11 protein-coding genes are annotated in these 14,555 nt (G+C 37.5%); all 11 read left to right on the forward strand.

The genetic code is table 11. From position 1 onward, the window contains the following. The first annotated feature begins 89 nt into the window (after positions 1-89). Entirely contained in the window at positions 90-4,403 is a 4,314-nt protein-coding gene (locus MJG50_RS07665) for a LysM peptidoglycan-binding domain-containing protein (protein WP_240254260.1), read from the forward strand. 200 nt (positions 4,404-4,603) lie between these two features. Beyond that, entirely contained in the window at positions 4,604-5,008 is a 405-nt protein-coding gene (locus MJG50_RS07670) for a hypothetical protein (protein WP_240254262.1), read from the forward strand. A gap of 167 nt (positions 5,009-5,175) precedes the next feature. Next, positions 5,176-5,316, forward strand: coding sequence for a YwzD family small protein (locus MJG50_RS07675; protein WP_240254264.1), 141 nt, complete (start codon positions 5,176-5,178; stop codon positions 5,314-5,316). Positions 5,317-5,736: 420 nt separating this feature from the next. Then, positions 5,737-7,305: a glutathione ABC transporter substrate-binding protein gene (locus tag MJG50_RS07680; protein WP_240254266.1), complete on the forward strand. Its 1,569-nt coding sequence runs from the start codon at positions 5,737-5,739 to the stop codon at positions 7,303-7,305. Between the two features lie 80 nt (positions 7,306-7,385). Further along, positions 7,386-8,309, forward strand: coding sequence for a nickel ABC transporter permease (gene nikB, locus MJG50_RS07685; RefSeq protein ID WP_240254268.1), 924 nt, complete (start codon positions 7,386-7,388; stop codon positions 8,307-8,309). 12 nt (positions 8,310-8,321) lie between these two features. Then, a complete protein-coding gene (locus MJG50_RS07690; protein ID WP_240254270.1) occupies positions 8,322-9,221 on the forward strand; it encodes an ABC transporter permease in 900 nt (299 codons plus the stop codon). Between the two features lie 16 nt (positions 9,222-9,237). After that, positions 9,238-10,227: an ABC transporter ATP-binding protein gene (locus tag MJG50_RS07695; protein ID WP_240254271.1), complete on the forward strand. Its 990-nt coding sequence runs from the start codon at positions 9,238-9,240 to the stop codon at positions 10,225-10,227. Continuing rightward, entirely contained in the window at positions 10,220-11,188 is a 969-nt protein-coding gene (locus MJG50_RS07700; protein ID WP_345893219.1) for an ABC transporter ATP-binding protein, read from the forward strand. Before MJG50_RS07695 ends, MJG50_RS07700 begins: the two co-directional genes overlap by 8 nt. A gap of 34 nt (positions 11,189-11,222) precedes the next feature. Continuing rightward, on the forward strand, positions 11,223-12,095 hold the full coding sequence (locus MJG50_RS07705; protein WP_240254273.1) for a sugar phosphate isomerase/epimerase family protein: 873 nt from the start codon (positions 11,223-11,225) through the stop codon (positions 12,093-12,095). A gap of 30 nt (positions 12,096-12,125) precedes the next feature. Beyond that, the gene (locus MJG50_RS07710; protein ID WP_240254275.1) at positions 12,126-13,184 is read left to right on the forward strand and encodes a Gfo/Idh/MocA family protein; all 1,059 of its coding nucleotides are present in this window, start codon (positions 12,126-12,128) and stop codon (positions 13,182-13,184) included. 193 nt (positions 13,185-13,377) lie between these two features. Next, positions 13,378-14,532, forward strand: coding sequence for an ROK family transcriptional regulator (locus MJG50_RS07715; protein WP_240254277.1), 1,155 nt, complete (start codon positions 13,378-13,380; stop codon positions 14,530-14,532). The last annotated feature ends 23 nt before the right edge of the window (positions 14,533-14,555 follow it).

Below are 14,555 nucleotides of genomic sequence, written 5' to 3' on the forward strand. Positions count from 1 at the left end.
TATAGTATAGCCTACCATTTCCGAAAAAAGGAATGAATGGGAAATAACGAGGGAAGCTATGAGCAGAAAAAATATGTCGAGGTGCTTTTATGGATATTCAAAAATACGAATTAACTGAACATAATGGTGACTACACATTGGTCATTTATATTGAACCTGAAACAATGGAATTTTCAACAGAACTAGGTGATATTCCAAAACAGAAAAATGAGCTGCAAACTCAAATATTTGAGCTCATGAAAGAGAAATTCCCACATGTCCCGATTCGTATGGCAAAGGTTGTTGTGGGGTCGCTACTCTTAACCACCTTGTATTTTGGAGCAACAGCTTCAATTGCATCTGCTCAAACCAATACAACCCAAGCTGTTACAAGTACCCAAGTCGATATGTACACAGTTAAGGCGGGTGATACACTATATACAATCTCAAAACGGTTTAATGTATCTACTGTATCACTCAAAACTGTCAATCAATTAACATCCGACACTATTTATATTGGTCAACAGCTTAAGCTTCCGTATTTTACATATACCGTCACAGCGGGTGACACACTTTATAGCATTGCCAAACGGTACAATACAACGGTCACCCAAATTCGAAGCATTAATCAATTTTCGTCCGATATTTTAAAAATAGGACAAACGTTGAGGATTCCTCAAACTGGAGCTTTAACTGAAATCATAAAACCAACTGACACCCAGCCTGTACCAGCACCAGAACTATCCAACCAATCAATAAATGCAACCTATACCGTTCTTCCGGGTGACACTCTCTATTCGATTGCCCAGAAAAATGAAACAACTGTCGCTACTATTAAGTCATTGAACAATCTACAAACTGATAGTATTTTTATCGGTCAAATCCTAGCAATCTCTGGCCTCAATTTAGACACGATTGCACCAAGTGCACCAACTTTTATCAATCCAGCATTGATCAATAATCAATCCGTGCTTGCCTATCCTGTAAAAGGAGAGGCTGAACCTGGTTCAGCAATCCAAATCACTTTCTCAGATGGGATTCATGCACCGATGACAAAGAATGTTACTGTCGATACAAATGGTGGATTCAATACAAACGTAGACCTTTCGAAGCTCAATGACGGCAAGATTACGATTACTGCGACTGCCACTGATGCCGCAAAAAATATCAGTAAATTGACAAGTACAACAGTGGTAAAAGATACACAAACAGCAGAACCTGTTCTTAATAATAACCAAATGATTACAAATCAAAATGCAAATAACTATACGTTCTTTGGTCTTGCTGACCCAGGAAGCACAATCAAACTCACGATATCAGATGGTGTTAATCCTGAAATAACGACAGAGGCAATAACGAATGAAGCTGGTGAATTCCGTACAAATATGGATATTCGAACGCTTAACGATGGGCAACTCACAATTACCGCACAAGCTACTGATCAGGTTGGTAATAGAAGTACTGCTACCAAAGCATTAATTCAAAAGGAAACAATGCTAGCACCGCCCGTCATTCGTAATCCTGAAATGATTAATAGCCAAACAGCGACAACGTATAGTATTTCAGGAAAAGCACAACCGGGGACAGCTGTTGATATCACAGTTTCGGATGGAATTAATCCCGATGTGATTGCTTCGACGATAACGAATGAGAATGGTGAATTCCATGCAAGTGTGGATGTAAGCACCCTTTTAGACACAAGCTTAACAATTTCTGCATTCCAGACGAGTAATGCGGGAATTACAAGTAATAGTAGCTATACAACAATTGAAAAGGATACAACAAGCCCAACCGTACCGATCATGCATAACAATAATGTTATATATAGTAAAAATCAATTAGCTTATAACCTAGTCGGTACCGCAGAAAAAAACGCTGAGCTTCGTATCCGTATTTTTAATACGAGCGGGCAATCAAAGGTTATCACCGGTGTTGTCGATGATAATGGTGTTTTCAATCTTCCGGTCGACCTTTCCATGTTCAATGAAGGTGATGTGACCTTCGAGCTGACACAAGTTGATCAGGCTGGAAACATCAGTCAAGTGACAACTAAAACACTAATAAAAGATACGGTTGGCCCAACGATGTTTAATCTTGATCAACTAACAAGTATTTATAACGGTAATGTGAATAATTATCAAATCAGGGGTAAGGCAGAACCTCATACAACAATTGATATTGTGATATCAGATGGGACAAATATGATTAAAGAATCGGTGGAAGCCGATGAAGAAGGTTGGTTTGAGCTTCAATCAGACTTGAGTGGATTAAAAGATGGTACAATCACTTACTCTTTTACTGGAACTGACAGTGCAGGGAATACGAGCAAACTTGCACCTACAGCGACCATAAAAGATACCACAGCACCTGCTGAGGCAGTCATAACCTTACCGCCATTTGTGAATCTGCTTAATCAAAATAATTACGTGGTGAATGGGGCAAGCGTTGAAGAAGGAGCTGCTGTAATAATGGTCGTGAGCGACGGTATAACAAAGGTTACAAAAATGACAAGGGTAGTCAATGGTACCTTTACGACGACCTTAGATCTATCTGGTTTGGTGGATGGCCCATTAACCTTTGAAGTCACTCAAACAGATCGAGCAGGAAATACGAGTATTGTCCAAGCATCAACCATTGAAAAAGATACCATCGTTGAAAATACAATCGCTTCTAAAAATGGTTTTCGATATGAGAACCTTCAATATATTTATACGGTGATGGGAACAGCTGAGGAAAATGCAAAAATCGAGGTCGAACTTTTGAATAAGGATGGTTCTACAATTGTAACTAGACTCGCAAATGTGGATGAAAGTGGCTTTTATTCGATTGATATATATGTGGATAACATCGACAATGTTAGTTCTGCAACTGTAACACAAACAGACCGAGCAGGAAATCAAAGTGAGCTTACATCTGTTCAACTAAATCAATACTCCATTGCAAAAGGGGATACCCTGTACTCGATTGCAAAACGCTACAATACCACTGCTGACGCACTGATGTCGATGAATCATTTATCAAATGATTTGATCCAACCAGGGCAGGTCTTGCGCATGCCAATTACTGCAAGTGAGGTCATTAATCTCGGTTATATGTATTTCGGTAACACAAAGGAATATATAAACACAGTCAGTTCGACTGGTCATACAGTGAATATCGTGTCACCAACATATTTTGATATTAATCCTGATGGAACTTTGAAGCTAACTTATCAGGTTGATCAGAATTTTATCAATACGATGCATCACCAAGGCATTCGTGTTGTGCCGTTCTTAAGCAATCATTGGGATCGTGATATCGGGCGAGCCCTTTTACAAAATAAAGAGCTTGCTGCTAGACAAATTGCAGATGCTGTGGCGCGTTATGACCTTGATGGGGTCAATGTTGATATCGAAAATGTTACTGATGCAGATCGGTCTAATTATACTGAATTTGTCCGATTATTACGTTCACTTATTCCAGCTACAAAAGAGGTTTCAGCTGCAGTTGCTGCAAATCCAAATGGATGGGATACAGGGTGGCATGGTTCCTATGACTACACAAATCTCGCAAAGTACGCTGATTATTTAATGATCATGACCTATGATGAAAGCTATACAGGTGGTCCAGCAGGTCCTGTTGCAAGTGCCTCTTGGGTTGAAAAATCAATTCAATACGCAATTAACCAAAATGTGCCGCGCGACAAAATTGTTATCGGTATCGCCCAATATGGGCGGTATTGGATTTCTGGTCAAAGCTATGGCGGATTTGGAATTTCAAATATACAGGTGGAGAGTATGATTGACAAATACAATGGTGTCGTTGAATTTGACCCAATTAGCAAATCACCGAAGGCAACCATTACCATTAAGGCTGGAGACCCAGTAACTGTTGTATCGGGTACAACCCTTGGCCCTGGAACATACACCATCTGGTATGAGAACGAAGAATCGATTCGCCATAAACTAGAACTTGTCAGTAAGTATAATATTCGAGGTGTCGGAAACTGGAGTCTTGGCCAAGAAACAAGCAATGTCTGGAACAGCTACGCCACCACCCTTCCAACACAAGTATCAGTATCATCAAAAACAGTTTCAGGCACTAATGTAAATACTGTGGATAGTGTGGATAACCTAAACAATACTGCTACACAACAATTCAAGACATATACCGTTGTTTCAGGTGATTCCTTATGGGCAATCGCCACCCGAAATAATACAACTGTGAATGCAATTAAGGAAGTTAACGGCTTAATATCTGATAGTGTAAACATTGGTCAAGTATTAAAAATTCCAGTAACCGTTAAAACTTACACAGTCGTTGCTGGTGATACACTATACGGAATTGCAACACGCAATCACACAACCGTCTCAACGATAAAAACTGCTAATAACCTAACAACAGATGTATTAACGATTGGTCAACTATTAAAAATCCCACTCTAGCGTAACCAATCCACAATGGTATCATTACCATTGTGGATATTGTGGATTAGATAGGTGAGTTTGCAAAGTTAGCTATTAAACCACTATTTTAATAATCCTAGTAGTTTTACAAAAAGTGCAGAAAATTTTTAAAAAATAGAGGATTTTTTCATAATCTAGTAGAATTTGTATTAAGAGTTAAAAATAAGGAGGGATAGTTAATGAAAAAGTACGTAACAGCTTTATGTAGTAGCTTCTTAGTAATTTTAATGTTGGTTGCTCCTGGTAATACAGCTCTAGCACATGAAGGCAGTGGTGATGGGGATGATTGTGGGTGTGGAGTAACGTATGTTAAGGGAGCCGAGAAAAATAAGATTGTGGCAAATATCCTGAAAAGCAAGGAATTCAAAGAACAGAAAAAGATCCTTAAATCAGAAGGCTATAATTGGCTTGGCGCTAACAAAATTGTCGTTGTGAAAAAGCCTGTATATGATGAAACTGGAAAGTTACTAGTTTCATATACAATAGCCGCTGTACCTTTCGAAAATAAAGACGGATCAATACTAGTAGCAGGGTTTACCGATGGAATATTCATGGGAGTTCAACCTGGCCCAATTCCATTTTAATTTCAATTATATGATATCAACACCCCTATGATTAAATGGTAGGGGTCTTTCTATTTGTAATCGACATTTGTCGTCACCAAAATGTAACAGATATTATGCTTGCCTTTTTTAAAAAAGAGTGTAAAATTGGTTACAAAATGGAAAATAAATATTGGTAGGTAAATCATATGAATTTTCAAATAGAAAGTGATCAATTTTTAAAGATTATGCTAGATATTCAAAAAAAGGTAGAAGCTGCAACAACAATTACGACTGAAGATGTCATGCAAGATTTAATTCTAAAATTAAGAGAATGTCAAATTGGATAATTGAATAGATTAATAAAAACAGAGATGATGTCTCTGTTTTTTTTTATGCCATTTTTATAAAATTTATATTTTTCAAAAAAATATATTGAAAGCGCTATCCAAAGAAGTTATAATAACTTTAATTTTAGAATAGTGTTCTAATGAAGTACTTATATTTTTGCAGTTGAATATTTTTTTAGTCAATTAATTTCACCATTGGAGCAATTAATATCAAAATCACATGTTTAATTGTCTAATTTCATTCAAAATTTGATAATTAATAACACCACGAATGAAATAGCTAAGCGGATTTAAAATTACTCTTCTACCAAAATGATAATTGAAGGAAGGTAATTCTAATCATAATCATTCAGGAATGTAGCAATGAAATCTGTACCATCAAGACCAAAATGCCTGAAAAAATTAAAAGGGGGAAATCAGTTGAGAAAGGTGCATTTTTGGAAAACATTGTTGTTGGTTGTAGTTTCAGCGGTTTTGTTTGTTGGATGTTCAAGCAATGAAAGTGGTGGAAAAAAAGAAAACAATGGGAATAAAGCAGAGAATGAAATGGTGATTGCAGTTAATGAAAATTTCATTTCAATGGACCCGCACAATACTGGTGATACAAATTCAAACTCAGTCCAGTCTGCGATGCTTGAAGGCCTTTTAGGTTCAGATGAAGAGGGAAAGATTGTTAACCAATTAGCGGAAGATTATAGCGTAAGTGATGATGCATTATCATACACATTTAAGTTGCGCCAAGATGTAAAGTTTCATGATGGGGAGCTGTTTAATGCAAATGCAGTTAAGGCTAATTTTGAAAGAATTATGAATGATGATAGCCTACGCTTGAATAGTCGTGGTTTTAACCTTATTTCAAATATTGAGATTATCAATGATTATGAAATGAAGATAACCCTTAAAGAGCCATATAGTGGGATGCTAACAAGATTTGTATCAGCAAAAATCCTTAGTCCAAAGCTTATCGAAGCTGGTAGTGATGAAATTGGGAAAAATCCTGTAGGCACAGGTCCATTTGAATTTGTTGAATGGGTTCAAGGAGACCATTTGACGGTGGAACGCTTTGATGATTACTGGAGTAAGAAAGATAGAGTGGAGAAAATTACCTATAAACCAGTTCCGGAAAATGGATCACGTGTCGCCATGTTAAAAACGGGTGAAGCACATGTAATCTATCCGTTACCGAATCAAAACATAAAGGAGCTAGAGGGAAATAATGATGTTGAAGTACAGAAAATTCCTTCTACAATTGCTCGTTATGTTTCGATTAATACGATGAAGGAACCTTTTAATGATCCACGTGTTCGACAAGCAATGAACTATGCGGTCAGTAAAGACGCTTTTATTAGTGTGGTAAATGCCGGGTATGGATTACCATTAGACTCCATAATTCCAAGTAAAACACTTCATTATTCGAAACAAGACGTGTATGAACAAAATATCGAAAAGGCAAAAGAGTTATTAAAAGAAGCGGGATTTGAAAATGGTTTCCAAGCAGAAATCTGGGGTAATACAAACTCCGACACAATGAAAGGAATGCAATTTGTCCAGCAACAATTGAAGGATATCGGGATAGAAGTTGAGATTAAGTCGATGGAAGAAGGAACTTTGTCAGATGAGATTTATGGACCTCAAACACCAGAAGAAGCAAAGGTGCAAATGTGGTATGTAAGCTGGTCAGCTTATCCTTCAGATACAACAAATGCGACAAAACCATTATTCTATAGCGGTTCATTTCCACCTAATGGGGCAAATACTGCATATTACAAAAATGACCAAGTAGATGGATGGATTGAGGAAGTTAATAAAACAGTAGATGCAAGTAAGCAGGCATCTATCTATAGTGATATTCAATCAACAATCTATAAGGATGCTCCATGGATTTTTCTTGGTGTAGATGAAATATTAGCAGGTCAAAGATCCAATGTTGAAGGCGTATTTATATCACCTGATGGTGGAATTAAAGTCACAGACGCGAACCTGAAATAAAAGGTTTACTTCATATAAAAGAGGCGGAGGGACGGCACTTCCTGATGCTTCTTTCCTTCTTAAGAAAGGGGTTATAAAATGTGCTCCAAGATATTGTAAAGCGAATCCTTGAGATGATTCCAATTTTATTTATTGTATCAGTATTAATCTTCTTTTTTACTCACTTAATTCCAGGGGATCCAGCACGACTTGTTGCAGGAAAAGACGCCTCATTAGAAGAGGTATCAATTATTAGAGCGGAGCTTGGCCTCGATAAGCCTATCTGGGAACAATATATTACCTATATGAGCAATTTACTGCAAGGAGATTTAGGTACCTCATTAAAAACAGGTCTACCGGTTGTTGACATGTTTGCTGACCGATTTATGCCGTCCATCTATTTAACAGTACTCAGTATGGGCTGGGCATTAGTTATAGGGTTGCTAATTGGAACCATATCTGCAGTTTTTAAAAATAAATGGCCTGATTATTTTGGGATGGTTACTGCTGTGTCAGGAATCTCATTACCTGGGTTTTGGTTAGGTTTGCTTCTTATTCAAATTTTTTCAGTTCAATTAGGATGGTTTCCGACAGGAGGGGCAGAGACTTGGAAAAGCTATGTTCTGCCTTCACTAACATTGGGTGCAGGGATAATGTCTATGCTCGCTCGCTTTACGAGATCATCATTACTAGAAACGCTTAAGGCAGATTTTATTCGAACGGGAAGGGCAAAAGGGCTAAGAGAGGCAGTTGTTATCCCAAAACATGCATTACGGAATTCATTAATTCCTGTTGTTACGATAGCAGGTCTCCAATTCGGCTTCTTATTAGGGGGATCTGTAGTAGTAGAAACGGTCTTTAGCTTCCCTGGTATGGGCCGTTTATTAATAGATTCCATCTCTTTTAGAGATTATCCAGTTATTCAAGCAGAATTATTACTTTTCTCGATTGAATTTATTTTAGTCAATTTGTTCGTTGATATTCTATACAGTTTTCTCAATCCGAAAATTCGCTATGTAGCATAAGGGAGGGTAGACATGGAAGTAACGAAGGTAGCCAATCAAAACAATACAGTTATTTCAAAAAAAAGAAAGTATTCACCGCTTAAGGAATTTTGGAGGAGCTGGAGAAGACAAAAGACGGCATTTTGGGCTAGTTTTTTTATCCTTTTGCTAATTGTTATTGCTATAGTTGGCCCATATATTGCCCCCTTTGACCCGTACGAACCAGACTATAATTCAATTTTACAAGAGCCTAGTAAAGAGCATATTGCGGGTACAGATGAGTATGGTCGTGATATTTTCAGTCGATTACTTGTCGGTGCAAGGATTTCATTAAGTGTTAGCTTTTTATCAGTCATATTGGGAGCAGTTGGTGGTACTATTTTGGGTCTGATAAGTGGTTATTTTGGAGGATGGCTAGACCGCATCATTATGAGGTCAAGTGATGTAATGTTTGCCTTTCCAGATTTATTGCTTGCGATTGCGATTGTAGCAATCTTAGGTCCGGGTTTGAATAATGTCGTCATAGCTGTTTCGGTATTTAGTATCCCGTCTTTTGCAAGATTGGTAAGGGGTGCAACTCTAGAAGGAAAGGAAACGGTCTTTGTAGAAGCAGCAAAATTAATGGGTGCCTCTCACTTTCGGATTATGTTTAAACATATTTTACCTGAAACATTAGGTAGTTTAATTGTTTTTATTTCGATGAGAATCGGAACTGCTATTTTAGCTGCATCTAGCTTAAGTTTTCTTGGTTTAGGAGCGAGTCCAGAAACTCCAGATTGGGGTGCGATGCTAAGTCTTGGTCGCGATTATCTTGGTACCTCTTCACATGTAGTTATGATGCCGGGTATCGCTATTTTTATTACAGTATTGGCATTCAACATTGTCGGAGATGGTTTACGGGATGTATTGGATCCGAAAACGAAGAATGAGTAAAGGGAGTTTTTAGAGGATGGAGAAGCTACTACAGGTAGAAAAGCTCGAGACTGTATTCACAAAGGATAAACAAAAAATTAAAGTCTTGCATGGTGTCAATTTTTACATAAGAAGAGGCGAGGTTCTAGGACTTGTTGGTGAATCTGGAAGCGGAAAAAGTATTACATCCCTATCAATTATGAAACTTTTTAAAGGGACTAGTGGTGAAATAAGTAATGGTAAAATTCAATTTAATAACGAGGATTTAGCAACAAAATCGGAAGCAGAAATGAGGAAAATTCGCGGTAAACAAATGGCGATGATCTTTCAAGAGCCAATGACTTCTTTAAATCCAGTGATGAAAATTGGTGAACAATTACTTGAACCAATTCGACTTCATCTAGGATTTAAAGAAAAACAAGCTAAAGATCACGCAATTACGATTCTAAAAAAAGTTGGCATCCCACGCGCGGAGGAAATTATGAATGAGTTTCCACACCAGTTGTCGGGTGGCATGCGTCAACGGATAATGATTGCAATGGCAATATCCTGCAGCCCTCAGCTATTAATAGCCGATGAGCCAACAACAGCATTAGATGTAACAATTCAAGCCCAAATTTTGGACCTGATGAAGCAGCTTAAGCAAGAGGAAAACATGTCCGTCTTAATGATTACTCATGATTTAGGTGTTGTCGCGGAAATGTGTGACCGAGTCGTAGTGATGTATGCCGGGAAAGTTGTTGAAGAAGCAGACGTTTTTGAGTTATTTGAAAGCCCAAAGCACCCTTATACAAAAGGATTAATTGGCTCAGTTCCAAAGCTTGGGCAAAAAAAAGATAAGCTTGACTCAATAAAAGGCAATGTACCTGACCCTAGTAGTTTACCAAAGGGATGTAAATTTGCCCCAAGATGTGATGTGGCAATGCCGATTTGTTTCGTAGATGAACCACAAGAAATAAGATTGGAAAATAATCGTGCATGCAGCTGCTGGCTATATAATGAAGAGAGGAGGGACACTTGTGTCTAATACTCTTGTGAAAGTATCTGGGCTAAATAAGTCATTTTCGATTCCTGATGGGATGTTTGGAAAAAAGAAAATGTTGAAGGCAGTTCATGATGTTTCGTTCGCAATTCCCGAAGGAAAGACATTCAGTCTAGTCGGTGAAAGTGGTTGTGGGAAATCAACAACTGGAAGATTAATTTCTCGATTACTTTTACCTAGCGAAGGGGAAATCTGGATTGATGGCGAAGAAATCTCTAAAAGAAAAGAATCACAATTAAAAGCGATGAGAAAAAAGGTGCAAATGATTTTTCAAGATCCATATGCATCGTTGAACCCTCGAATGAAGATTCGAGATATTGTCGGAGAACCGCTTGTTATTCATACGAAACTATCAAAAGTAGAGCGAAATAAGGCGGTATCTGAAATGTTAGAAGTTGTGGGATTAAGTGAATACCACGCGGATCAGTATGCACATGAATTCAGCGGCGGGCAACGACAACGGATTGGAATCGCGAGAGCGCTCATTATGAAACCACAACTCATTATTGCAGATGAACCGGTATCCGCTTTAGATGTATCTATACAATCACAAATATTAAATCTATTGAAAGATTTACAATCAGAATTCCATTTAACCTATTTATTTATTTCTCATGATTTAAGTGTTGTTGAGCATATTAGTGATCATATTGGAGTTATGTATTTGGGGACAATTGTAGAATCTGGGCCAAAGGAGGTTATTTTTACTAATCCAACACATCCATACACGAAAGCATTACTATCCTCGATACCAATCCCCGACCCAAGATTAAGAAGGGAACGAATTGTATTACAGGGTGATTTGCCAAGTCCGGTCAATCCCCCACCAGGATGCAGATTCCATACGCGTTGCCCGGTTGCGATGGATATTTGTAAAGTTACAGAACCACCTGTGAAAAAAGTAATAACGGCAGATCATCTAGTAGCTTGTCATTTAATAGAATAGAAAACTACAAAAATATAGATTGGAGTGGCTGATGATGAAGGTTGGATTAAGTACATATAGCTTAGTAGGAGAATTAAGAGAGGGCAGGATGACGGTTTTAGATGTCATTCAATGGGTTGCCGATAATGGTGGAGAACATGTGGAGCTTGTCCCATATGGGTTTGAGGTTGTAGATAATATTGAATTAGCTGACCAAATCAAAGAGAAGGCAAAATCAATTGGTATTGAATTATCGGCATATTCTCTGCCTGCAAACTTTGTTCAAGAATCGGACGAAGCTTTTGATGCTGAGGTCGAACGACTCAAAAAACATATAGATATCGTCAATCGCTTAGGAATTAAGATAATGCGTCATGATGTGACTGCTTTTACGTTAAAACCAGAAGAGAAGACCATTCATTATTTTGAAGAACATTTTTCGAAATTTGTGAAGGGAAGTCAATTACTAGCGGATTATGCGGCACAATTTGGGATTACCACAACCATTGAAAATCACGGCTTTAATGTTCAATCAAGTGATCGGGTCCAACGGGTGATTCATGCGGTAAACAGGGAAAACTTTAAAACAACACTTGATGTCGGGAACTTCCTTTGTATTGATGAAGATCCACTTGTTGGGGTGAAGAAAAATTTGAAATATGCTGCAACCGTCCATTTTAAAGACTTCTACATTCGTCCATACTACGAAAATCCAGGAGATGGTGTATGGTTCCGAACGGTTAATGAAAATTACTTGCGTGGAGCGATTGTCGGTCATGGGGACTTGAAGATCCGTGAGATTATGAAGATAGTGAAACACTCTGGATATGATGGCTATTTAACAGTTGAATTTGAAGGAATGGAAGATAGCAAGGTTGGATCAAAAATTGGCATGGATAATGTGCGGAGATTATGGGATGAAGTGTAGATAATCTAAAACTTGAGAGGATTGAGTCAATTGAGTAGTTTACGAGTTTGTGTAATTGGAACGGGATCTATTTCGGATCTGCATTTTCAATCATATGTAAATAATCCGGACGTGATCTTACATGGTGTCTATGATTTTTCAAAAGAAAGAGCGGAGGAGAAGGCGAGAAAATATGGGGTCAACCGAGTTTTCGGAAGCTTAGAGGAAGTGTACAATGACCCTGAGATTGATGCAGTAAGTATTTGCACATGGAATAACACTCATGCAGAAATTTCAATTGGTGCCCTAAAGGGTGGCAAACATGTATTGGTGGAGAAGCCACTTTCGATGAATGTAGCTGAAGCATTAGAGGTAGAGGAAGCCGTGCGTAAATATAAGAAGACATTACAAGTTGGTTTTGTTAGAAGATTTGCGACTAATACGAAAGTATTAAAAGCTTTTATCGATAATGGAAAGCTAGGCGAGATCTATTATGCGAAAGCCTCGTGTTTACGACGTTTAGGGAATCCTGGTGGCTGGTTTGCAGATAAAGAACGTTCTGGTGGTGGTCCATTAATTGACCTCGGAGTTCATATTATCGATATTTGTTGGTACTTAATGGGGCGTCCTAAAGTTAAATCAATCTCTGCAAATACCTATCATACATTAGGAAATCGGGGAAACATTGAGAATTTAAGCTTTTATAAAACAGCAGACTATGAAAAAGGAAAGAATACTGTTGAGGATATGGCAAATGCTCTCATTACTTTTGAGAATGGAGCTTCCTTAATGGTTGATGTATCTTTTACACTACATGCTAAAAAGGATGAAATTCAAGTAAAACTATTTGGATCAAAGGGTGGTGCGGAATTGGAACCAGAGCTGTTGTTAATTAGTGAGGAAAATAACACTATTTTAAATATCCAGCCGCAAATTGACCATTTAACGTTTGACTTTGCTAATGCATTTCAAAACGAAATTGATTCATTTGTCACAAGCTGTTTAACAGGTACCAATCCAATTGCACCAGTAGAAGATGGTGTAGAAATCATGAAAATTTTAGCTGGCATCTATGAAGCATCAAATAAGAGAGGTGTCGTCAACTTTTAAAAAATTCAAACAATAATTGTAGTATAATAATAATTAAAAAGTCCTAGATTGCTATATATGAACCTGAAAGAGAATCAATGAAAGGGATTCTCTTTTGGGGGTGTGTGTTAAAGGATGATGTAGACTTTTTACCGAAGAAAGCCAACATGATTCTTTAAATAGTGAAAAAAATAATCAAAAGAAGGTAAATACAATGGAGAAACAAGATCAGCTGTTAATGAAAAAGCAAAATAAAAACTTAGTTCTTGATATTATTAAAAATAAATCTCCAATATCAAGAATGGAAATATCAAAAATTACTGGAATGAGCCCAACATCGATCACAAGAATTGTACATGAATTACATGAACAAGGCTTTGTAAGAGAGACGGAGCTTGTTACATCCGGTGTTGGTAGAAAGGCTACATTACTTGATGTATATGACGATGTTCTGTATACAATTGGGGTAGAAATTGATCGATTAATTGTTAAGGTAGGCATTGTAAATTACATTGGGGAAATCATTTCATTCGAAAGCATGACTAGAGATGTGACGGAAAACTATTCAGACACGCTTGAAAAACTAAATAATTGTATAAAAGAACTAATGACAGAAAAAGATATCCGCACTGAGAAAATTCTCGGTATTGCAGTTGGTTTACCAGGCTTTATTGATTATAAAAATGGAATTGTAAAAGTTTCTGACCAGCTAGGATGGAAAAATGCAAATCTAGCAAATGATTTGAAAAAACATACAGGTTTCGAAGTGATTGTCGATAATGAACTAAAAATGAAAATAGTCGCAGAAAATTTCATGGGAATGGCGAAGGACTCCTTGAATGCTGTACTAGTAGGAATTGGCTCTGGAATTGGTTCTGCACTAATTCTTAACGGTGAAATATACCGTGGGGAATCAAATAATGCGGGGGAAATTGGACATACAGTAATTGATCCAACTGGGAATGTGTGCAGCTGTGGGAAAATAGGCTGTCTAGCAACCTATATATCTGAAGCTGCAATCCTTGCCGATAGCCGAAAGGTAAAGGACGTGCAATCAATCGATGATGTATTCGATTCGTATCGGAATGGTGAGTCATGGGCAATCAATATATTGGATCGAACTTCAACGTATATCGCTTTAGCCATTAGCAATATATTATGTTTGTATAATCCAGAAGTCATTATTTTAAGTGGAAATACAATCAAAAAGTTTCCAGAGATAAAGGAAGCAATTGAAAAGAAATGCGATCTATATATATGGGAACCATTAAAAGAAAAGGTGAAAATTGTTTACTCAATGTTCACTGACCGTGGGGTTGTACTTGGTGCTGCCATCCAAGCCCAAAATACATTACTTGATTTAGAATAGAAGACAATTTTCTTAGCAGCGAG

Origin of the sequence: Fredinandcohnia quinoae (assembly GCF_022427965.1) — a bacterium.
GTDB lineage: Bacteria > Bacillota > Bacilli > Bacillales > Bacillaceae_L > Ferdinandcohnia > Ferdinandcohnia quinoae.